22 protein-coding genes, 1 tRNA gene and 1 riboswitch are annotated in these 20,196 nt (G+C 70.5%); of the genes, 15 read left to right on the top strand and 8 right to left on the bottom strand.

Going from position 1 to position 20,196, the window contains the following annotated elements; all coding sequences use genetic code 11:
• Window positions 1-181 precede the first annotated feature (181 nt).
• From WA640_RS03050 to WA640_RS03010, 9 genes are all read left to right on the top strand, one after another.
• Window positions 182-1,639 (top strand): RICIN domain-containing protein, encoded by a 1,458-nt coding sequence (locus WA640_RS03050; protein ID WP_335986010.1) that lies wholly within the window; start codon window positions 182-184, stop codon window positions 1,637-1,639.
• 220 nt (window positions 1,640-1,859) lie between these two features.
• Complete coding sequence (rpsE, locus tag WA640_RS03045; RefSeq protein WP_106361905.1) at window positions 1,860-2,498, top strand: 30S ribosomal protein S5; 639 nt, start codon at window positions 1,860-1,862, stop codon at window positions 2,496-2,498.
• 10 nt (window positions 2,499-2,508) lie between these two features.
• Window positions 2,509-2,691 carry a 50S ribosomal protein L30 gene (rpmD, locus tag WA640_RS03040; protein ID WP_106361906.1) on the top strand — a complete coding sequence of 61 codons (183 nt, stop codon included), beginning with the start codon at window positions 2,509-2,511 and terminating at the stop codon, window positions 2,689-2,691.
• Between the two features lie 2 nt (window positions 2,692-2,693).
• Window positions 2,694-3,167, top strand: a complete 474-nt coding sequence (rplO, locus tag WA640_RS03035; protein ID WP_106361907.1) for a 50S ribosomal protein L15 — start codon at window positions 2,694-2,696, stop codon at window positions 3,165-3,167.
• A gap of 239 nt (window positions 3,168-3,406) precedes the next feature.
• On the top strand, window positions 3,407-4,744 hold the full coding sequence (secY, locus tag WA640_RS03030; protein ID WP_106361908.1) for a preprotein translocase subunit SecY: 1,338 nt from the start codon (window positions 3,407-3,409) through the stop codon (window positions 4,742-4,744).
• A 109-nt stretch (window positions 4,745-4,853) separates the two neighbouring features.
• On the top strand, window positions 4,854-5,489 hold the full coding sequence (locus WA640_RS03025) for an adenylate kinase (protein WP_335986009.1): 636 nt from the start codon (window positions 4,854-4,856) through the stop codon (window positions 5,487-5,489).
• Between the two features lie 4 nt (window positions 5,490-5,493).
• Complete coding sequence (gene map / locus WA640_RS03020) at window positions 5,494-6,330, top strand: type I methionyl aminopeptidase (protein ID WP_335986008.1); 837 nt, start codon at window positions 5,494-5,496, stop codon at window positions 6,328-6,330.
• Between the two features lie 23 nt (window positions 6,331-6,353).
• Window positions 6,354-6,890 carry a DUF1707 SHOCT-like domain-containing protein gene (locus WA640_RS03015; RefSeq protein WP_335986006.1) on the top strand — a complete coding sequence of 179 codons (537 nt, stop codon included), beginning with the start codon at window positions 6,354-6,356 and terminating at the stop codon, window positions 6,888-6,890.
• A 45-nt stretch (window positions 6,891-6,935) separates the two neighbouring features.
• The gene (locus WA640_RS03010; RefSeq protein WP_335986005.1) at window positions 6,936-7,409 is read left to right on the top strand and encodes a DUF1707 SHOCT-like domain-containing protein; all 474 of its coding nucleotides are present in this window, start codon (window positions 6,936-6,938) and stop codon (window positions 7,407-7,409) included.
• Window positions 7,410-7,457: 48 nt separating this feature from the next.
• Here the strand turns inward: WA640_RS03010 and WA640_RS03005 are convergent.
• Window positions 7,458-7,533: transfer RNA gene (locus tag WA640_RS03005), tRNA-His, on the bottom strand.
• A 57-nt stretch (window positions 7,534-7,590) separates the two neighbouring features.
• Complete coding sequence (gene orn / locus WA640_RS03000) at window positions 7,591-8,223, bottom strand: oligoribonuclease (protein ID WP_245888835.1); 633 nt, start codon at window positions 8,221-8,223, stop codon at window positions 7,591-7,593.
• 609 nt (window positions 8,224-8,832) lie between these two features.
• On the opposite strand from orn, the gene WA640_RS02995 reads away from it, so the two are divergent.
• Window positions 8,833-9,783, top strand: a complete 951-nt coding sequence (locus WA640_RS02995) for a sigma-70 family RNA polymerase sigma factor (protein ID WP_245888836.1) — start codon at window positions 8,833-8,835, stop codon at window positions 9,781-9,783.
• Window positions 9,784-9,865: 82 nt separating this feature from the next.
• Here the strand turns inward: WA640_RS02995 and WA640_RS02990 are convergent, their stop codons facing one another.
• From WA640_RS02990 to WA640_RS02980, 3 genes are all read right to left on the bottom strand, one after another.
• On the bottom strand, window positions 9,866-10,843 hold the full coding sequence (locus tag WA640_RS02990) for a C40 family peptidase (protein ID WP_335986004.1): 978 nt from the start codon (window positions 10,841-10,843) through the stop codon (window positions 9,866-9,868).
• A gap of 7 nt (window positions 10,844-10,850) precedes the next feature.
• Window positions 10,851-11,022: riboswitch (cyclic di-AMP (ydaO/yuaA leader) on the bottom strand.
• 251 nt (window positions 11,023-11,273) lie between these two features.
• Complete coding sequence (locus WA640_RS02985) at window positions 11,274-12,083, bottom strand: spermidine synthase (protein WP_335986003.1); 810 nt, start codon at window positions 12,081-12,083, stop codon at window positions 11,274-11,276.
• A gap of 31 nt (window positions 12,084-12,114) precedes the next feature.
• Window positions 12,115-12,771: a MerR family transcriptional regulator gene (locus WA640_RS02980; protein ID WP_335986002.1), complete on the bottom strand. Its 657-nt coding sequence runs from the start codon at window positions 12,769-12,771 to the stop codon at window positions 12,115-12,117.
• A 96-nt stretch (window positions 12,772-12,867) separates the two neighbouring features.
• Here WA640_RS02980 and WA640_RS02975 point away from each other — a divergent pair, with 96 nt between their 5' ends.
• Window positions 12,868-14,418, top strand: coding sequence for a heparinase II/III domain-containing protein (locus WA640_RS02975; protein ID WP_335986001.1), 1,551 nt, complete (start codon window positions 12,868-12,870; stop codon window positions 14,416-14,418).
• On the opposite strand, the gene WA640_RS02970 is transcribed toward WA640_RS02975, so the two are convergent.
• A complete protein-coding gene (locus WA640_RS02970; RefSeq protein ID WP_106361917.1) occupies window positions 14,356-16,092 on the bottom strand; it encodes a SulP family inorganic anion transporter in 1,737 nt (578 codons plus the stop codon). The two genes, WA640_RS02975 and WA640_RS02970, sit on opposite strands and share 63 nt — an antisense overlap.
• Window positions 16,093-16,181: 89 nt before the next feature.
• Between WA640_RS02970 and WA640_RS02965 the strand changes: the two genes are divergently transcribed.
• Together WA640_RS02965 and WA640_RS02960 are read left to right on the top strand one after the other, a co-directional pair.
• Window positions 16,182-16,592 carry a hypothetical protein gene (locus tag WA640_RS02965; RefSeq protein WP_335986000.1) on the top strand — a complete coding sequence of 137 codons (411 nt, stop codon included), beginning with the start codon at window positions 16,182-16,184 and terminating at the stop codon, window positions 16,590-16,592.
• A complete protein-coding gene (locus WA640_RS02960; protein WP_106361919.1) occupies window positions 16,589-17,080 on the top strand; it encodes a hypothetical protein in 492 nt (163 codons plus the stop codon). Before WA640_RS02965 ends, WA640_RS02960 begins: the two co-directional genes overlap by 4 nt.
• Here the strand turns inward: WA640_RS02960 and WA640_RS02955 are convergent.
• On the bottom strand, window positions 17,070-17,984 hold the full coding sequence (locus WA640_RS02955; RefSeq protein WP_335985999.1) for a GNAT family N-acetyltransferase: 915 nt from the start codon (window positions 17,982-17,984) through the stop codon (window positions 17,070-17,072). The two genes, WA640_RS02960 and WA640_RS02955, sit on opposite strands and share 11 nt — an antisense overlap.
• A gap of 98 nt (window positions 17,985-18,082) precedes the next feature.
• On the opposite strand from WA640_RS02955, the gene fdxA reads away from it, so the two are divergent.
• Both fdxA and dapC read left to right on the top strand, forming a co-directional pair.
• A complete protein-coding gene (gene fdxA / locus WA640_RS02950; RefSeq protein ID WP_106361921.1) occupies window positions 18,083-18,403 on the top strand; it encodes a ferredoxin in 321 nt (106 codons plus the stop codon).
• On the top strand, window positions 18,403-19,518 hold the full coding sequence (dapC, locus tag WA640_RS02945; RefSeq protein WP_335985998.1) for a succinyldiaminopimelate transaminase: 1,116 nt from the start codon (window positions 18,403-18,405) through the stop codon (window positions 19,516-19,518). The genes fdxA and dapC overlap by 1 nt, the downstream gene beginning before the upstream one ends.
• 56 nt (window positions 19,519-19,574) lie before the next feature.
• Here dapC and WA640_RS02940 read toward each other — a convergent pair whose 3' ends face one another.
• Window positions 19,575-20,054, bottom strand: a complete 480-nt coding sequence (locus WA640_RS02940) for a hypothetical protein (protein WP_335985997.1) — start codon at window positions 20,052-20,054, stop codon at window positions 19,575-19,577.
• Window positions 20,055-20,196 lie beyond the last annotated feature (142 nt).

Here is a 20,196-nt window from a genome sequence, read left to right as displayed (position 1 = left end):
CTTTTAAGAATTGCCCGAATGGGGGATGACCCGCGAGTAGCTTTATCGGGTTCCCATGAATGCGAACGAATATGTTACTAAACCCGTTAGACGAAGGGTCTTTACAAGCTCGGGAATTTGTGGAAATATCGAAATCGTTCGATCTGGCCCTTCTTCAGGGGCCCAAGCGAAGGAGACGACGATGTCCTCACGACTGGGCGCGCTCGCGGCGGCGACGGCCCTCGCGACCGCAGTGCTCGGCCTCGGCGCCCCCGCCCCGGCCGAAGCCGCCGCCGTGGCGTTCGACAACGGGCAGACCATCACCGACACCTCCGGGAACCTCATGCACGCCCACGGCGGCGGCATGCTCAAGGTCGGGAACACCTACTACCTCGTGGGCGAGCAGCGCAACGACTACCTCTTCGACCAGGTCAGCATGTACAGCTCGACCGACCTCGTGCACTGGACGTTCGAGAACGACATCCTCAGCGCCGAGTCCGACCCCGACCTCTCGCCCGCGAACATCGAGCGCCCCAAGGTCGTCTACAACGCGGCCACGGACAAGTACGTCCTGTGGGCCCACAAGGAGAACGGCGTCGACTACGGCGACGCCGAAGTGGCCGTGGCGGTCTCCGACACCGTCGACGGCGACTACGAGTACCAGGGCTCGTTCCGGCCCGCCGGGTACGACTCCCGCGACATGACCCTCTTCGTCGACACCGACGGCACCGGCTACCTCATCTCCGCCGCCGACGTCAACTACGACCTCAACGTCTACCGCCTCACCGACGACTACCTCGCCATCGACGAGCTCGTCTACGTCTTCGACGGCTACCACCGCGAGGCCCCGGCCGTGTTCCAGCGCAACGGGGTGTACTTCCTGGTCACTTCAGGCGCCACCGGCTGGAACGCCAACCAGACCCAGTACGCCACCACCACGAACTTCCCCGAAGGCGCCTGGTCCGGCTGGTCCAACGCCGGGAACTCCACCACCTACGGCTCCCAGCCGACCTTCGTCACCACGGTCCAGGGCACCGCCGGGACCAGCTACCTCTACATGGGCGACCGCTGGGGACCCCAATGGGGCGGCAAGCCCATGGACAGCGAGTACGTGTGGCTCCCCATCAGCTTCCCCAGCAGCACCAGCATGTCGCTGACCTGGTACTCCACCCTCAACATCGACGCCGCCGCGGGCACGGTCCAAGGCGTCGTGGGCAACGACGACGGGAGCCCCTACTCCACCAAGTTCGTCAACGCGGGCTCCGGCAAGTGCATCGACGTGCCCTCCGGCTCCAGCGCCGACGGCACCGCGCTCATCCAGTACGGCTGCTGGAACGGCGCCCCGCAGGCCTTCACCTTCGACCCGGTCTACCCCGGCTCCAAGGTCGGCTCCATCGCCAACACCGCCACCGGCAAGTGCTGGGACGTCCTCGACCAGTCCACCGCCAGCGGCGCCCCCGTCGGCCAGTGGGGCTGCTGGGCCGGGGGCAACCAGCGCTTCTCGCTCCGCGCCGCCGCCGGAGGCGGCTACCTGATCGTCGCCCAGCACTCCGGGCTGTGCGTCTCGGTCTCCGGCTCCTCCACCGCCGACGGCGCCGCCATCGTGCAGAGCACCTGCACCGGTGCCGCCAACCAGCGCTGGACGGTCACGGTCCGCTAGCGCGCGCCACATATATAAGGTCGCCGCGGGGCCGGGGGTCCCGCGGCGACCTGTGTCGCCTGCCTCATCCCCACCCCGCCGTTCGCCGCATGACCCTTGACCAGGCATAATCGAGAAGTTGCGCTCTCAGTGCGACGTCTCCGGGTCCCGAATCCGGACAACCTATGCGAGTCAGTCCAATTCTGGGCTGGCGTTTTAGCGAACGAAAGGAATCAGTCTCGTGGCTGATCAACAGCAAGCGGCCGGTGGCCGGGACGGCGGCGGCGACCGCCGCGGCGGTCGCGGCGGCCGCGGAGGACGCGAGGGCGGTCGCGGACGCGACCGCGCCGAGAAGTCCCCGCACATCGAGCGCGTCGTCACCATCAACCGCGTCGCCAAGGTCGTCAAGGGCGGCCGGCGCTTCGCCTTCACCGCCCTCGTGGTGGTCGGCGACGGCGCGGGCAACGTCGGTGTCGGCTACGGCAAGGCCAAGGAAGTCCCCGCGGCGATCGCCAAGGGTGTGGAGGAGGCCAAGAAGAACTTCTTCGAGGTCCCCCGCATCGGCGGCACCATCCCGCACGAGACGTTCGGCGAGGACGCGGCCGGCAAGGTGCTCCTGAAGCCCGCCTCCGCCGGTACCGGCGTCATCGCGGGCGGCCCCGTGCGCGCCGTGCTCGAATGCGCCGGCGTCCACGACGTCCTGTCGAAGTCCCTGGGCTCCTCGAACGCGATCAACATCGTCCACGCGACGGTGAAGGCGCTCAAGCAGCTCGAAGCCCCGGAGGCCGTCGCGGCCCGCCGCGGCATGCCCCTGGAGGACATCGCTCCCCAGGGCCTGCTGCGCGCCCGCGCCGAAGCCGCCCAGGCTGCGCAGGCTTAGGGGATCTGACATGGCACGTTTGAAGATCACCCAGCACAAGTCGGTCATCGGCGAGAAGCCGAAGGCCCGCGCGACCATCCAGACGCTCGGCCTTCGCAAGATCGGCCAGACCGTCTACAAGGAGGACCTCCCGCAGTACCGCGGCATGGTCCACCGCGTCCGTCACCTGGTCGACGTCGAGGAGGTCGAGTAGTCATGGCTATCCGCATTCATGACCTTCAGCCCGCCCCCGGCGCCAAGAAGGCCAAGACCCGCGTGGGTCGCGGTGAGGGCTCCAAGGGCAAGACCGCCGGCCGCGGCACCAAGGGCACCAAGGCCCGCAAGACCGTGCCGGCCGCGTTCGAGGGCGGCCAGCTGCCGCTCCAGAAGCGCCTGCCGAAGCTCAAGGGCTTCAAGCCGCACAACAAGCTCGTCTACCAGGTCGTCAACCTCGACCGCCTCGTGGAGCTCTTCCCCGAGGGCGGCCAGGTCGGCCCCGAGCAGCTGATCGAGGTGGGCGTCCTCAACAAGAAGGAGCTCATCAAGGTCCTCGGCTCCGGCGAGCTCGAAGGCGTCAAGTTCGACCTGTCGGCGCACGCCTTCTCCGCTTCCGCCACCACCAAGGTCGCCGCCGCCGGCGGCTCGACCACCGTGGTGGACAAGAAGACCGGCGAGGCGCTCGCCGAGTAGGGCGGACGTACAACTGATCTGCGCAAACGGGCCGGAGGGAACTCCGGCCCGTTTCGTCATGCTGAGTGCCGAATACTCTGCGTCCGAATGCGCCTGCTAGGCTCCCTTGGCGAGGTCCACCGTCTTCCTCGGGCGCGTGACCCTCCCCACTACGAACTTCACACGCCCACTGGTAACGAAAGGTGTTGCACCGCAACACCATGGGCCCCGCCAGGGGGTCTTGTTCAGGAGGAACCGCATTGCTCTCCGCCTTCATCAGCGCGTTTCGGACCCCGGATCTGCGCAAGAAGATCCTGTTCACCCTGATGATCATCGGTCTGTACCGACTGGGTGCGCAGATGCCGAGCCCCGGCATCGACTATGCCGCGGTGCAGTCCTGCCTGAACATCCAGCCGACCGATGAAGCCGGCGTCTTCGGCCTCCTGAACCTGTTCACCGGTGGAGCGCTCCTCCAGCTCTCGGTCTTCGCACTCGGCGTGATGCCGTACATCACCGCGTCGATCATCATGCAGCTCTTGACGGTCGTGATCCCCAGGCTGGAGCAGCTCCGCAAGGAGGGCCAGCCCGGCCAGGTCAAGATCACCCAGTACACCCGGTACCTGACGCTCGGCCTCGCCCTGCTCCAGGCCTCCGGGTACATCGCTCTGGCGCGGTCGGGGATCCTGTTCCAGACCGAGTGCCCGAGCCCGATCCTGCCGGACCTGTCGGCCACCGACGCGAACATCCCCTACTGGATGTCCGTCATCGTCGTCGTCGCGGTCATGGTCGCGGGCTCCGCGATGATCATGTGGTTCGGCGAGCAGATCACCGAGCGCGGCGTCGGCAACGGCATGAGCCTGCTGATCTTCGCGTCGATCGCCGCCCAGATGCCCGGCCAGTTCTGGTCCCTCCAGGAGTCCGAGGGCTGGTTCATGTTCGCGGTCATCGTGGGCCTGTGCATCGCGATCATGGTGGCGGTCATCTTCATCGAGCAGTCGCAGCGGCGCATCCCGGTGCAGTACGCCAAGAAGATGGTCGGGCGCCGCATGTACGGCGGCACCTCCACGTACATCCCGCTCAAGGTCAACCAGGCCGGCGTCGTCCCCGTCATCTTCGGCTCGTCGCTGCTGTACATCCCGACGCTGTTCCGCCAGCTCAACCAGAACAGCGACGCCTCGTGGGTCCAGTTCATCGACCGGTACCTGCTCAACCAGGGCTCGTGGGTCTACATCACGCTGTACGCGTTCCTCATCATCTTCTTCACGTACTTCTACGTGTCGATCACCTTCAAGGTCGACGACGTCGCCGAGAACATGAAGAAGGCCGGCGGGTTCATCCCGGGCGTGCGGCCCGGCAACCCGACCGCGACCTACTTGCAGCGAGTCCTGTCACGCCTGACCTTCCCGGGCTCGCTCTATCTGGCCGCGATCGCTATCCTTCCCAATCTGGCCATCATCGCGTTCGGTAACCAGCAGCTGTTCGCTCAGTTCGCGTTCGGCGGCACCTCGGTGCTGATCATGGTGGGCGTCGGCCTGGAGTCGGTCAAGCAGATCGAGTCCCAGCTGATGCAGCGCCACTACGAGGGCTTCCTGCGCTGACGCAGGACTGACCTCGGTGCCACAGCGCGGCCGCCCAGGCCGCGCTATCGGCACGCTCGGCGAACGCCAGGTCGCCGAGGATCGGCAGCACGACACGGGAGGAACTTCTTTGCGACTGGTACTCGTAGGCCCGCCCGGGGCCGGCAAGGGCACCCAGGCGGAGATCATCGCCGAACGCCTCGGCATCCCCAAGATCTCCACCGGCGACATCTTCCGCGCCAACGTCTCCGGCGGCACCCCGCTGGGCCTCAAGGCCAAGGAGTACATGGACGCAGGGGACCTCGTCCCCGACGAGGTCACCAACGAGATGGTGGCCGACCGCCTCGCGCAGGACGACGCCGCCGACGGCTTCCTCCTCGACGGCTACCCCCGCAACACCGAGCAGGCGAAGGTCCTCGACGGCATCCTCAAGGCCGCCGGGACCGTCCTCGACACCGCGCTCGAACTGGTCGCCAGCGACGACGAGGTCGTGCGGCGCCTGTCGGGCCGCCGCGTCTCCAAGTCCACCGGCAAGGTCTACCACCTGGAGTTCGACCCGCCCGCGGACCCGGACTCCGACGACCTCTACCAGCGGTCGGACGACCAGCCGGAGACCATCAAGAACCGCCTCAAGGTCTACGCGGAGCAGACCGCGCCGCTCGTGGGCTACTACGAGGAGCAGGGCAAGCTCGTGCGGATCGACGCGATCGGCGAGGTCGCCGAGGTGACCGAGCGGGCCCTCGCCGCCATCGGCGCCGCGGAGTAGCCGCGTGTTCCGCCGTCGCGACCGGATCCAGTACAAGACCCCGGAGCAGATCCGCAAGATGCGGGCCGCCGGCCTCGTCGTCGCCGAGGTCCACCAGGCCATGCGCGAGTCCGCGGGCCCCGGCGTCTCGACGGCGGAACTCGACCGCATCGCCGAGCAGGTCATCCGCTCCTCCGGGGCGGTCCCCTCGTTCAAGGGCTACGACATCGGCTTCGGGCCCTACCCCGCCTCGATCTGCTCGTCGGTGAACGAGCAGGTCGTCCACGCCATCCCGTCCGAGGACGCCGTGCTCAAGGCCGGGGACCTGCTGTCGGTCGACGTCGGCGCGATCGTCGACGGCTGGCACGGGGACGCGGCGATCACCATCGAGGTCGGCGAGGTCGCCCCCGAGCTGCGGGCGCTGCGCGAGGCGTGCGAAGCGTCCATGTGGGCCGGGATCCGGGCCGCGGCGACGTCGAAGCGCCTCGGCGGGATCTCGCACGCGATCGAGCACTCCGTGGAGCACTCGGGCGAGTACGGGATCGTCACCGGCTTCGGCGGGCACGGCATCGGCACCGAGATGCACCAGGACCCGCACATCCTCAACTACGGCCGCCCGAACGAGGGCCCGAAGCTCCGCCCGGGCATGGCCCTGGCGATCGAGCCGATGGTCACCCTCGGCTCGCCCGACACCGCGGAGCTGGAGGACGGCTGGACCATCGTCACCGACGACGGCTCCGTCGCCGCCCACACCGAGCACACCATCGCGCTGTGCGAGGACGGCGTGTGGGTCCTGACGGCCCCCGACGGCGGCGTCGAACAACTGGGCGAACTCGCTGCGAGCGCGGCTCGCGGTGAATAGGACTCCGATGCCATAATGGCCTCGTGACCGAAGACCACGGCAAGCTGCGCATCTCGAACGCCGACCGCGACGAGGCTATCGCGCAGCTCCGCGCGGCCCTGGACGAAGGGCGCATCGACCTCGGAGAGTTCGACGAGCGGTCCCTGGCCGCCTACAGCGCCAAGACCAACGCCGAGCTCGACCTCATCTTCGAGGACCTCCCCGGCGGCCGCCCGAAGGTCGGCGAGGTCGTCCCGGCCGCCGAGGCGCCCGCCGCCGCGCCCGCGGCCCGGCCCGAGCGCCGCGAGAGCTGGATCAGGCGCGTGCCCGCGCTGCGCGGCCTGGTCACCGTGGGCGCGATCTGCACCGCCGTCTGGGCCGCGACCTGGATCGGCTCGGGGGAGCCGGGCTACTTCTGGCCGATCTGGCCCATCCTGGGCCTCGGCATCGCCACGGTCGTCCAGGTGGTCAACCTCGGGTTCGGCGACGACGACGAAGACGGGGACGACGACGAGGACCGCCGCGACCGGGGCCACCGCCACGGCCACCACGGCGGCCACCACGGCCGCACCTCCCACTGACGCCCCCGGCAGCCCCTGCGAACACCCATCCCAAGGAGCCCCCACATGTCCTCCCTCGAACGGTACGGCGACCGCACGATGCGGATCGGCAACCCCGAGCGCGGCGCCCTGACGGAGATCCTCCGCGCGGCGGTCGACCAGGGGTACATCGACCTCGACGAGTACGAGAAGCGCGTCGACGTGCTCCTCGCGGCCCAGACCGTGGGCGACGCCGAGGCGGTCCTCGCGGACCTGCCCGCGTACCAGCGGATCCTCGACTCCCAGGAGCCCGAGAAGCTCGGCACGCCCGACTGGATCAAGTGGCTGTGGTTCGGGTTCTCGATCCCGATCGGCATCAACGTCGGCGTGTGGGCGGTCGTGGAGGCCCTCACGGACGGCCCGATCTACTTCTGGCCCATCTGGGTCATCGTCCCGATGGCCGTCATCGGCACGGCCCTGACGTTCGCCGAGCGCCTCATCATCCGGCCCGCCGAGGAGCGCAAGCGCCGGGAGCGCCTGCGCCGCAAGCGGAACCGCTGACAAGACAAGCGAAAAGCCCCGCAGCGCGAGCCGCGGGGCTTTTTCAGATGGGGTGATCGACGGGACTTGAACCCGCGACCTCCTGGACCACAACCAAGCGTTCTACCAGCTGAACTACGACCACCATCGGGCTTCAACAAGGAAGCCGGGGACAATAATAGCCACCCGCATGCGCGTGATGTCAACGGGGTTGGGTGTCCGCGGTCTCACCCGGCGACTCGACCAGGGCCGCGGCGGCGGCCTTCGCCTCCTCGCTCGTGGGCCCGGGCAGCGGCACGAACACGGTGCGGCGGTAGTACTCCAGCTCCTGCACGCTCTCCTTGATGTCGGCGAGCGCGCGGTGGGCGAGGCCCTTCGGCGGCTGGTTGTAGTACACGCGCGGGTACCAGCGCCGCGAGAGCTCCTTGATGGAGGACACGTCGATCATGCGGTAGTGCAGGTGCGCGTCGAGCTTGGGCATGTACTTGGTGATGAACGTGCGGTCGGTGGCGATGGAGTTGCCGCACAGGGGGGCGGTGCGCGCCTCGGGGACGAAGCGCTTGACGTACTCCAGGACCTGGTCCTCGGCCTCGGCGAGGCTGATCCGCGAGGCCCGCACCTCGTCGGTGAGGCCGGACTTGGCGTGCATGTCGGCCACGAACGCGCCCATGTTCCCCAGCACGGCCTCGTCGCACGCGATCACGATGTCGATGCCGTCGTCCAGGGGGGTCAGGTCCGGTCCGGTGACGAGCACGGCGATTTCGATGAGGGCTTCGGCGTCCGGGTCGAGACCGGTCATCTCGCAGTCGACCCACACAAGGCGTTCTTCTGTCACCCGGCCAACTCTACGCGCCGCCGGTCACGGGCGTGATCTTCGAGTCACGGGCTCGGAAGCGGCCCGCGGCGGCCCGGGGAGGCGCAGACTGAGAGGAACGAGGGGTGCTCGGAATCCGACATCAACAGCTGAGAATGGTGTTGCTTGTCACCGCTACCGTCCGCTATGGTGCGGATATCAGAGCGTCGCCGCCTTCCCGGCCGGAAACCGAGTGATTCGGGCCGCAAAGAGATGATCTCTCAACTTTTTCAAGGTAAGGCGCGTGTACCCCTAGAGATTGAAGGTTTGCGATGAAGCAGGCCGGAGACGATACCGTGACCAGGAATCGGATCGCCCCACCGCGACGCCGGTGAGGTGATCTCCGTCTCAGAGGCATCATGAACGATCCCCGCGCCCGTCCCAGTGACAGGAGCCGTGAACCGAGCATAGCCCGCGAGACCGGACGACGGGATTGCGCGAACGCCCGCAAGGGCACCCGTTCGCATCAGTTTCGTAACCGTGGCGCATCGAACACCGGGGCACGGAATTCCACGCAACGAAGCGGTCGTTGTAACTGGTACACCGTTCACGCGGTGTCGGGGGACGAGGAAGCTGGAGGAGACCTTGAGCGTGGATACTACTGACACACCCACCCTCACCACCCAAGAGGTCGCTGAGGAACGAGACCTTGTAGGCGTTTACCTGCACGAGATCTCGAAGACGCCGCTGCTCGACGCCGCCGCCGAGGTGGACTTGGCGAAGGCGGTCGAAGCGGGTCTGTTCGCGAAGCACCTGCTCGGTGAAGGGGAGACCTTCGGCGGCGCCTCCGAGAAGGAGCTCGGCCGCCTGATCGAGGACGGCGCGCGCGCGAAGGAGCAGTTCATCAAGGCGAACCTGCGGCTGGTCGTGTCGATCGCCCGCCGGTACGTCCGCTCCGGGATGCCCATGCTCGACCTGATCCAGGAGGGCAACACCGGCCTGGTCCGCGCGGTCGAGAAGTTCGACTACGCGCGCGGCTTCAAGTTCTCGACCTACGCCACGTGGTGGATCCGCCAGGCCATCAGCCGGGCGATCGCCCAGCAGGAGCGCACCGTGCGCCTGCCGGTGCACCTGGTCGAGGACGTCAACCGGATGCGCAACGTCACCCGCCAGCTCACCCGCGAGCTCGGCGGCGACCCCGAACCCGACCAGGTGGCCGCCGCGCTCGGCGTCACGGTCGAGCGGGTCAATGAGCTCATCCGCTGGAGCCAGGACACCGTCTCGCTCGACACGCCGATCGGCGACGACGGCGACACCAACCTCGGCGACCTGGTCGCCGACTCCGACGAGCCCAGCCCCGAGGACGTCGTCCTCGCCGGGATGGAGCGGCAGCGGATCGAGATGATGCTCAACCACCTCGACGAGCGCTCGGCCGGCATCGTCAAGGCCCGCTACGGCCTCGAAGACGGCCGCGAGCACTCGCTCACCGAGGTCGCGCACCGGTTCCACCTGTCGCGCGAACGCATCCGCCAACTGGAGATCCAGGCGCTCGCGCGCCTCAAGGAGCTCGCCAACGACCAGGTCATGGCCGAGGCGGCTTGAAGGCGTAAGCGCTGAGACGACGGCGGAGGGCCGGGGCGAAAGCCCCGGCCCTCCGTCTTGCCCTGCGGCCTCACGGCGCGGGTCAGACCCGGCGGTAGCCGTCGATCGACATGCCCATGTCGAGGTCGGAGATCTTCACGACGTCGCCCGGCTTGGGCGCGTGGATGACCTGGCCGTCGCCGATGTAGATCGCCATGTGGTTCTGGCCGTTGTAGAAGACCAGGTCGCCCGGCTTCAGGTCGTCGCGGCCGATCGCGGAGGTCTCGTCCCAGATCGCCCACGTCGAGTGGGTCAGGGAGATCCCCGAGACGCCGTAGGCGCCCGTGACCAGGCCCGAGCAGTCCCAGGTGTCGGGGCCGGCCGCGCCGAACACGTACGACTCGCCGAGCTGGTCCTTCGCGAACTGGACGGCGGCGGTCGCGGCGTCGGCGCTGTACTCGGCCGTCGAACCGGACGAGGAAGAGGAGGAGGACGACGAGGACTCGCTCTCGGCCTCCGCGGCGGCGGCCTCGGCCTCGGCCGCGGCGGCCTCGTCGTAGGCGGCCTGGGCCTCCTCGATCTGCGCGTCGAGCCCGTCGACCTCGGTCGTGAGGTCGGCGATCTGCGCGGTGAGCGTCTCGCTGGTCTCGGTGGCCTCCTGGGCCTCGGCGTACTTGTCGCTCTGCTCCTGCGCGTACTCGACGAGCGAGGAGACCTTCGCGCCGAGCTCGTCGTCGGCGGACTCGACCGCGGCGGTGACGTAGGTGAGCTGGACGTCGGAGGAGCCGTAGTCGGCGGCCGCGGCGTCGATGACGGCCTGTGCGGCGGCGAGGTCGGTCTGGAGTCCGGTGATGGTGGCGGCGGTGGTGTCGCGCTCGGTTTCGAGGTCCTCCAGGTGGTCCTGGATCTCGGAGGCGGACGCGGCGTCGTAGTCGATGTCGTCGGCCGCGTGGGCGCGGCTGCCCGCGAACGCCGTCACGAGCCCGACGGTGGCGACGGTGACGCCGGTGTAGGCGGCGACGCGGCGGAGGATCGCGCTCGCGCGCGAACGATGGTCGATGTCTGTGCAGGTCTGAGCCACCGGGTGGCCTTTCTTCCTCGGCCGCCTACCGGGTTAGCTGTCGGGTTCGGGCAGGGAAGGTGCCCTACCCGCCGTAGGGTCTCGGCGGGATTCACCCCTGCGCCGTCGCTGTGCTCGTTCGAGCAGCGGGGGGAACGGCGCGGCTGGGTCCCCGGCCCGCGCTGCGGTGTATCGCCCTGCACCGGGAGGAACGGGCGTCATGCGCTGCGCGGCTCGGCGGTCCGGACGGGTGGGTCTCTGGGGGAGCCCTGAGGACCCGACCGGAACAGCCGCCGACGCTAGTCCAGGGTGACCCGCATCGCCAAGTCCTGTGTGAGCGTCTTCACCGATCGAGACCGGACAGTCGTGACGCGACGGGAGACAGGGCCACTATCCTGCGGCTTTATTGTCCGAACGGCCGACCTCGGGCTGGACCGTCCGCCCGGACGGTTCAGAAGCTCCGGAGGGACTTCGGCGGGGGCGGGGATTTGATCGCGGTGGCGTCGGTGGCCGGGGGCGCGCCCGCGATGTACTCCCGCAGTTCGGTGCCTTCCACGACGCGGCAGGGGAAGGCGGCGCCCGCGCAGCGGCGGCGCAGCTGGGCGATCGGGAGTTCCGCGCCCGAGGCCGCGGCCACGACATTGCCGAAGCGTCGGCCGCGCAGCACCGCGGGTTCGGCCATGACCGCCACGTGCGGCCACACCTCCTGCATCGCCGCGAGCGCGGGCTTCAGGAACTTCATCTGGCCGCCGTCGCAGAGGTTCACCGCGTAATGCCCGCCCGGGCGCAGGACCCGGTTCGCGCCGTGGAGGAACTCGGTGCTCGTGACGTGCGCGGGCACCCGCGCGCCGTCGTACACGTCGGTGATGACGAGCTCGTAGCTCGCGTCGGGCGCCGACTCGATCGCCTCGCGCGCGTCGGTGCGGCGGATCTTCACCTTGACGCCGCGGGGGAGCGGGGCCTCGGCCCGGACGAGTTCGATGAGCTCCTCGTTCGTCTCGACCGCCTGCTGGTACGAGCCGGGCCGGGTCGCCGCCACGTAGCGCGCCATCGCCAGCCCGCCCGCGCCGAGGTGGAGGACCCGCAGCGGCCGCTTCCGCTCGGCGGCGGCGTCGACGAGGTACGCGATGCGCTGCATGTACTCCGCGTCCAGGTAGGACGGGTCGTCGAGGTCGATCGTCGCCTGGACGACCTCGTCGTAGACGAGGTGGAGCAGGTTCGGGCGGCCGGGGTCGCGGTCGAAACGGAGGGCGTCAGGCATGGCGGGGCCGTTCGGGTTCGGGGAGCACGTCCTAGATTGTGCCCGAAGGGCCCTGGCTCGCCTGCGTGCGCGCCGACGCGGCGATGTGCGCGATCCGCCGCAGCGCCGCGAACACCGTCTCGCCGAGGACCGTCGCGGTGACCGCCTGCTCGACGTCGACGCCTTCGATCTTCGTGGCCTCCGCGATCGCCTCCATGTCGGCCGAGGCGAGGGCCGCCGCCGCGTCCGCGTAGTGCCCCAGCACCTCCTGCGGGTCGGGATTCCCCAAGCGGTAGAACGCGGTCAGGGCCGTGACCATCGCGTCGCGGTACATGGGCGGCGCCACCTCGGCCCAGCCGTACTCGTTCAGCAGCTGGTCGACCGTGCGCTCCGCGGCCTCCGTCGTCCCTTCGCTGGCGAGGGAGAACGTCGGGTCGCGGTGGGTCGCCGCAAGCGTCGCGCCGAGGGCCTGGAAGGCCGACTCCGGGTGGCGCGCAAGCACAGTGAGCACCTCGCCGATCTGCGCCACCGAGAGGCCCGCGGTCTCGGAGAGGGCCCGGATCAGCGTCAGCCGGTGCACGTGCTCGGGCCCGTACTCGACGGTGTTGCCCTCGCCGTGCGCGCCCGCCTGGAGGAGGTGCTCCCGCAGGTAGTACTTGATCGTCGCGGCCGGGACGCCCGTCCGCTCCGACAGCTCGCCGATGCGCATACGAGGGAGTCTATGACGGAAAGCGCGCCCGCGTTACCGTTGAGCCGCGGCCGGATCCCCTGCCCGAATCCACCCCACCGGAAAGGCGTTGGTCCCATGAGCGACCTTCGGACGGCCCTCCTCGAAGAGCTCCGCGAGATCGCGGCGGGGCCGGTGCCCGCGTTCGACCCGGCGCTCGCCGACGACTTCGCCGCGACCGGCCGCCGCCTGCCCTACGAGGTGCAGTACTTCGCGCGCCGCCGCCACCTCGCCGCGCTCGCCATCACCGGGGACGGGGCCGCGCTCTCCTCCCTGGTCAAGGACGTCTGCCAGGAGCGGTCCTGGGCCCTGCCCGCGCACTGGGGCGAGGACTTCGACCCGCGCACCTGCGTCGACCTGTTCGCGTGCGAGACCGCGCAGACCCTCGCCGAGATCCTGCGGCTGCGCGAGGACGTCGAGGGCGCCGAGCAGGTCGAGGCCGAGATCCGCGAGCGCGTGCTCGACCCGTTCTTCGAGTCGGAGTTCCCGTTCTGGTGGGAGCTGCGCATCTCCAACTGGACCGCCGTGTGCGCGGGCGCCGCCGGGCTCGCGGCCCTCGCGCTCGGGTACGACACCGACGTCATCCGCGGCCGGGTCCTGCCCGCGCTCCAGAGCTACCTGTTCTCGTTCGGGCCCGACGGCGGCTGCGTCGAGGGCGTCTACTACTGGATCTACGGCTTCGGGTACTTCACGTACTTCGCGGAGGCCTGGCGCGAGGCCACCGGCGAGGACCTCCTCGAAGGCAACGAGGCCATCGCCGCGTTCCCGGCCCGCGCCCAGCTCTACCCCGGCTCGTTCGCCACCTTCGGCGACACCGACGCCGACCCGCTCCTGCCCGCGGGCCTGCTCACCCGCCTCCACGACCGGCTCGGCGCGGACCTGCCCGCCGCCGACCGGCCCCAGACCTTCGCTGAGGACGAGTGCGCGCGCTGGGCCCCGCTCACCCGCACCCTCGAATGGGGCCGCCCCCTCCCCGAGGAGATCGCGCCCGCCCGCACCCTCCTGCCCGAGGTCGGCTGGTTCGTCGAGCGCCGCCAGCTCGGGCGCCGCATGTGGGCCCTCGCCGTCAAGGGCGGCTACAACGAGGAGCCCCACAACCACCTTGACCTCGGCTCGTTCATCATCGCCGTCGACGGCGAGCAGCTCCTGTGCGACGCCGGGGCCGGGGAGTACACCGCCGCGTACTTCGGCGACGAGCGCTACGAGCAGGTCCACCCCTCGGCCGCGTGGCACTCCGTGCCCACCGTCGAGGGCGCCGCGCAGCAGCCCGGCGAGGATTCGCGCGCCGAGCTCGTCGACGGGCCCGAGGGCCTGGAGGTGTACGTCGACGCGTACGGCGACGGCGCGCTCATCCGCAAGTTCTCCTGGACCGACGACGGGATCTCGCTGCGCGACTTCGGACCCGAGCTCACAGAGACGTTCGTCAGCCGCATCAGGCCCGAGCTCGAAGGCGACCGCGCCGTCTGGACCGGCGAGCGCGGCACCCTCATCCTCCACGGCGTCAACCCCGAGGACGCGGTGGTCGACTCGGTCGACACCGCCGACCACCGCGGCGTCGCCGACCGCCTATGGGCGCTCCGCTTCGGCCTCCCCGCCGAGCCCTCGCGCCTCCGCTTCGAGCTGCTCTAGGAGCCCGTCGGCCTTGAGGCGCCGGCGCGCGGCCGCGATCGCCTCCTTCGTGTGCTCGAACAGCCGCCCCTGCTGCCACAGCGGCTCCAGGACCCCCAGGGCCGCAAGGGGTTTCGCATGGACCGGCTCCAGCCCCGAGAGGTACACGGCGATGCCGCGGTGCTCCAGGCGCTTGATCGCGTCGGCGAGGACCGTCGCCCCCGAAGCATCCATCGTGGACACCCGGCTCATGCGGAGCACGACCACCCGCACGTCCGCCACGTCCAAGAGCTGGAGCAGGAACCGGTGCGCCGCCGCGAAGAACAGCGGCCCTTCCAGCCGGTACGCCACGATGTGCTCGTGGAGCAGCGCCGCCTCCTCGTCGTGGTGGTCGCCGTGGTCGATCGGCTCCTCCTCCACCGACACCGACCGCGAGATCCGGCCCAGCGCCAGCAGCCCCGCCAGCGCGATCCCTATCGCCACCGCCCACACCAGGTTGAGCACCACCGTCGCGCCGAGGGTGAGCCACATGACCGCCGCGTCGGCGCGCGTCGACCGCGCCAGCGCCAGCATCGACCCGACCTCGATCATCCGGATCGACGTCGCGATGAGCACGCCCGCGAGCGCCGCGAGCGGGATGTGCGCGACCAGCGGCGCCAGCGCCAGCATCATGACCGCCAGCACCAGCGCGTGGGAGAGCGACGCGAGGCGCCCGGCCGCGCCGGACCTGACGTTCACCGCAGTCCGCGCGAGCGCCCCCGAGGACGGCATGCCGCCGAAGAACGGCGTCACCAGGTTCGCCACGCCCTGCCCGAGGAGCTCCCGGTCCGGATTGTGGTGCCTGCCGACGGTCATGTTGTCGGCGACGGTGGCCGACAGGAGCGATTCGAGTGCGCACAGGGCGCAGATCGCCACGGCCGCGGCCACGAGCTGCGGGGCCTCCGCGGCGAACGCGAGAAACCCGGCCTCCGGGGCCGGGATCGTGCGCGGCAGCGACCCGATGACGGCGACGTCCAGGTCCGCGAACCAGACCGCGGCGGTCGCGGCAACGACCGCGAGCAGCGGCGTGGGGATCTGCGAGTGCAGGCGCGAGCCGAGGAGGATCGCGGCGACCACCCCGGCGGCGACGCCGACCGGCGCCCAGTCCGGGCGCACCGCGAACGCGTGGAGCGAATCCCATGCGCCCGTGAGCATGTGCTCGTTTTGCGGTGGCATCCCCAGGGCTGAAGGCAGCTGCTGGACGGCGATGACGATCGCGACCCCGGCGGTGAAGCCCTCGACCACGGGGACGGGCACGTACCGCGCGTACCGGCCCGCGCCGGTCAGCGCGAGCGCCACGAGCATGAGCCCGGCCATGACCCCCACGAGCATGACGCCGGTGTGCGAGTGGGTGGCCGCGAGCGGCACGAGCACGACCGCCATCGTCCCGGTCGGGCCGGTGACCTGGAGGTTCGAGCCGCCGAGGAGCGCGGCGACGACCCCGGCGATGATGGAGGTGATGAGGCCCGCGAAGGCCCCCAGACCCGAGGCGATCCCGAACCCCAGCGCGAGCGGCAGGGCGACGACCGCGACGGTGAGCCCGGCGAGGAGGTCGGTGTGCCAGTGGCGGCCGAGGTGCTGGAAGTCGGACCGTTCGGGAAACAGCTGTCGGAATCGTCGGCGTTTCGTGGCAGTTGTCTCTCGTATCGTGGTCATGAGCGTATTGTCCCGTCCGGTGGTACGGGAGGACGCCTCCAACGCGCCGGGGCGGCGCCCGCTTCGCTTGCTGCCGTAGGATCGCGACCGTGCGTGAGAGAGGTCTGGAGACCGCGGTCCGGGTCGGCGGCGCGGTCGTCGCAGTGGCCGCGGCGGCCCTCGCCGCCCTGATCGAATCGTTCCTCGTCCCGACCTACTGGGACGGGATCGCCGTCCCGCTCGCCGGGGCGCTCGCGTTCGCCGGGAACTGGGCGCTCGCCGCGCTGGCGGTGTGGTGGACGGGGACGCGGTGGGGCGCGCTGCTCACGGCGCTCGCGTGGTTCGCGGTGGTCCTGACCGCCTCGATGCCGACGTCGGCGGGGTCGCTCGTCATCACCAGCGGCTTCAACGGCTACGCGCTGCTCCTGGCCGGTACCGCCGGGATCGCCGTCGCGCTGTGGCGGTATTTTCGTCCCAGACCGAGCAAAGCCCCCTCTGCCCCGAAGGAGTCCCGACCGTGACCCTCCTCAGCCGCCTCCTGATGCCGCACTGGCCGTCGATCTACGGCTTCGCGCTGGGCCTGATCGCCGCGAACCTCGCGGGCCGGATCGCCTCGAACGTGTGGGGCGAGGGCACTGCGATCGGCGACCTCGTGGGCCTGTACACGTTCGGCGCGATGTCCGCCGTCGCGATCGCGGCGGGGATCTGGTGGGGCGTGCGGCGCCGCCGCCAGGAGATCACCGGCGAGCTGCTCGTGATCTTCCTGGTCGCGACCCTGTTCGCCGTCCTCGTCAACCCGCTCATCGCGCGCGTGGACTACCCGAACCTCCAGGGCGTGTTCTCGCAGATCCCGATCTACTTCGCGCTGCTGGCCCTGTCGGGCTGGGTGGGGTTCCTCATCGTGATGGCCCTCGGCGTCGACCGCTACGGCCGCGAGCTGAAGGCCACGAAGATCGCGTTCGAGCGCAAGGCGAGCCCGTCGAAGAAGGCCGCCGCCGCTAAGGCCTGACCCGGTACCCGTACCGGTAGCGCTCGGCGTACCCGAGCCGCTCGTACATCGCGATCGCGGGCGCGTTGTCGGCCTCCACCTGGAGGGCGGCGCGCGCCGCGTCCGTCTCCGCGCCCCACGCTTCGAGGGCGGCGAGGATCTCGGTGCCGAGCCCCCGGCGCCGGTACTCGGGGGCGGTGCCGATGCTCGTGACGGCGAGGAGGTCCCCGGCGACGGCCCCGCGCCCGCGGGCCGCGAGCGCGCCGTCCCTCCAGATCTCGGCGTAGGCGCGGCCGGGCCCCGACCCGAAGACCCGCGGCGCCGTCGAGGCCGCGCCGCGGTCGGTCTGCGCGAGGAACGCCGCGCTCGGCGCGTCGGTGAGCACCGCTTCGCCGTCGTAGCGGGTGCCCTTGAGGGCCTTGACCATCACGACGGTCTCCATCTCGTACGTCCAGCCGCGCGCGGCCAGCTCGTCGTCGAGGCGCCGCGTCACGGGCCCGGCCATGGAGAACTTCGGGACCAGGCCGCGCGCTCCGTACCAGTCGACGACCGCCGCGACGGCCGCGTCGACGCCGCCTTCGGGCGCGGTGAGCGCCAGGACCGAGTTCGCGCGGTTGGTGAACCCGCCGGCGGCCCGCAGCAGCCAGCCGCCGAGCGCGGCGGTCTCGGTCGCGGGCCACGTCTCGGCCAGGAGCCGCTCGGTGGCGACGATCTCCGAGAACGGGACGGGCTTCGGCGGCACGACCCGCGCGGCGACCACCGTGCCCGGGGACACATCGACGTCGCCGGTCCTCGTGCGCACCCGCCACACGTCCCCGGCGGCGACGAGTTCCCCGGTCACGTCCCTGTAGCGGCGCCCCGGCGCGGGGTCGGCGAGGCCGACCCGGACCACCACCCGGCGGCCGACGTGTTCCGGTCCCAACATCTGGGGGCACCCCTATCCTTGCGAGCCGCATGCCGAAATAAGCTTTAGGCTCATCACAGCGCAGTCCGCCCGACAGCGCCCCGTAGGAAGGACGACTCGTGACTTACGTTATCGCCGAGCCGTGTGTGGATGTCCTCGACAAGGCGTGCATCGAAGAGTGCCCGGTCGACTGCATCTACGAAGGCAACCGGATGCTCTACATCCACCCGGACGAGTGCGTCGACTGCGGTGCATGCGAGCCGGTGTGCCCGGTCGAGGCGATCTTCTACGAGGACGACGTCCCCGACGAGTGGGCGCCGTACACCAAGGCCAACGTCGACTTCTTCGACGACCTCGGCAGCCCCGGCGGGGCCTCCAAGGTCGGCAAGATCGACAACGACGACCCGTTCGTGGCCGGTCTTCCGCCGAAGGCGGAGTAGTGGCGCTGCGCCGCCTCCACGGCGCGTCGCCCGCGCGGCGGCTGCCGCGCTTCCCGTGGGACCGGATGGCCCCGTACAAGGAGCGCGCGGCCGCGCACCCCGACGGCCTCGTCGACCTCACCGTCGGCGCGCCCGTCGACCCGGTGCCCGCCTCGATCCAGGCGGCGCTGCACGAGGCCGCCGCGATGCCCGGCTACCCCACGGTCGCCGGGCCCCCCGACCTCGCCGCCGCGATGCGCTCCTGGCTGCACCGCCACACCGGCGTCGCCGAGGACGTCGCGGTCCTCCCGACCGTGGGCTCCAAGGAGCTGGTCGCGAACCTGCCGTTCCAGCTCGGGATCGGCCCCGGCGAGACCGTCGCCTACCCGGAGATCGCCTACCCCACGTACGAGATCGGCGCGATCCTCGCGAAGGCCGACCCCGCGCCCGTCGCCGACCCGCGCGACGCCGCGGGCTCGCGCCTGCGCCTCGCGTGGATCAACTACCCGACGAACCCGACCGGCGAGACCGCCTCCGTCGAGCACCTGCGCGGCCTGGTCCGCTGGGCCCGCGACTCGGGGATCGTCATCGCCTCCGACGAGTGCTACCTGACGCTCGGCTGGGACGACGACCACCCGCCGGTGTCGATCCTCGACCCGCGCGTCAACGACGGCGACCTCACCGGCCTGCTCGCCGCGCACTCGCTGTCGAAGCGCTCGAACCTCGCCGGGTACCGCTCGGCGTTCCTCGCCGGGGACCCCGCGCTCGTCGCCGACCTCCTGGAGATCCGCCGCCACGCGGGCTTCATGGTCCCGTGGGCCGTGCAGCGCGCCACGATCGCCGCCCTCCACGACGAGGAGCACGCGATCGACCAGCGCGAGCGCTACCGGCGCCGGCGCGAGGTCCTGCGGGCCGCCGTCGAGTCCGCCGGGCTGCGCATCGACCACTCGGCCGCGGGCCTCTACCTGTGGGCCACCCGCGACGAGGACTGCTGGGACACCGTCGCCTGGCTCGCCGAGCGCGGCATCCTCGCCGCCGCGGGGGAGTTCTACGGCGCCAAGGGGAACCGCCACGTGCGGCTGTCCCTGACGGCGACCGACGAGGCGATCGCGGACGCCGCGCAGCGCCTGAAGTGACGCATGCGAAAGGGGCCCGCAGCCGGTGTGCTGCGGGCCCCTTCGCGGTGCGTCCGTTAGTCCTTCGGAATCGCCGGGACGTCGACCGGCGGGTCGACCGGCAGGTCCGGCGCCGCGCCGGTCACCGTCGCGAGGATGTCCTGGCAGGTCTGCGCCAGCGCCCCGATGTCGGGGAGCGCGGGCGCGTCGCCGCCGCCGGGCACCGGAAGCGGCAGCGGCGGCAGCTGCTCGTACTCGTCGAGGCTCTCGGCCGGGATCGGCGCCCCGGCGTCGAGCGCGGCCTGAAGGTCCGTCAGGCACGTGGCGAGGTCGGTGAGCGCGGTCGGGTCCGGAACGGGCAGGTCGCCCGGCACCGGCAGGTCGCCCGCCCCGGGCAGCGGCGGAAGCTGCTCGCTGTTGACCGTCTCGACTTGGTCGGCGGGTGCCGCGGCCCCGACCGCCGGTGCGGCGGCGAGGACGGCGAACGGTACGGCGGCCCCGATGAGGATCGCGCGCCAGGTGTTCTTGCGTACTCCGTTGGACGTGGACTGTGCCATGAGGATTGCTCCTGTGGATCGTCGGCGCTCCCGGCTCAGGTGCGGTCCTGCCTATGACCGTCCGCTCGAACGGCCCGACCGCCCCGTCGGCACCGGGATGCCTAACTTTCCGTAGGACTTTATGTACTCGACGTAATCCGCG

This window comes from Glycomyces sp. MUSA5-2, assembly GCF_037034145.1.
Lineage (GTDB): Bacteria > Actinomycetota > Actinomycetes > Mycobacteriales > Micromonosporaceae > Glycomyces > Glycomyces artemisiae.
Note: the sequence above shows the minus strand (reverse complement) of the source record. Positions and strands in the feature narration are given on the sequence as shown.

What these genes read in the sequence shown, in the direction of transcription:
- WA640_RS03050 (WP_335986010.1), top strand. Translation starts at nt 182, where the DNA reads ATGTCCTCACGACTGGGCGCGCTCGCGGCGGCGACGGCCCTCGCGACC.
- rpmD (WP_106361906.1), top strand. Translation starts at nt 2,509, where the DNA reads ATGGCACGTTTGAAGATCACCCAGCACAAGTCGGTCATCGGCGAGAAG.
- rplO (WP_106361907.1), top strand. Translation starts at nt 2,694, where the DNA reads ATGGCTATCCGCATTCATGACCTTCAGCCCGCCCCCGGCGCCAAGAAG.
- WA640_RS03010 (WP_335986005.1), top strand. Translation starts at nt 6,936, where the DNA reads ATGTCCTCCCTCGAACGGTACGGCGACCGCACGATGCGGATCGGCAAC.
- WA640_RS02985 (WP_335986003.1), bottom strand. Translation starts at nt 12,083, where the DNA reads ATGCCTGACGCCCTCCGTTTCGACCGCGACCCCGGCCGCCCGAACCTG.
- WA640_RS02980 (WP_335986002.1), bottom strand. Translation starts at nt 12,771, where the DNA reads ATGCGCATCGGCGAGCTGTCGGAGCGGACGGGCGTCCCGGCCGCGACG.
- WA640_RS02975 (WP_335986001.1), top strand. Translation starts at nt 12,868, where the DNA reads ATGAGCGACCTTCGGACGGCCCTCCTCGAAGAGCTCCGCGAGATCGCG.
- WA640_RS02970 (WP_106361917.1), bottom strand. Translation starts at nt 16,092, where the DNA reads ATGACCACGATACGAGAGACAACTGCCACGAAACGCCGACGATTCCGA.
- WA640_RS02955 (WP_335985999.1), bottom strand. Translation starts at nt 17,984, where the DNA reads ATGTTGGGACCGGAACACGTCGGCCGCCGGGTGGTGGTCCGGGTCGGC.
- WA640_RS02940 (WP_335985997.1), bottom strand. Translation starts at nt 20,054, where the DNA reads ATGGCACAGTCCACGTCCAACGGAGTACGCAAGAACACCTGGCGCGCG.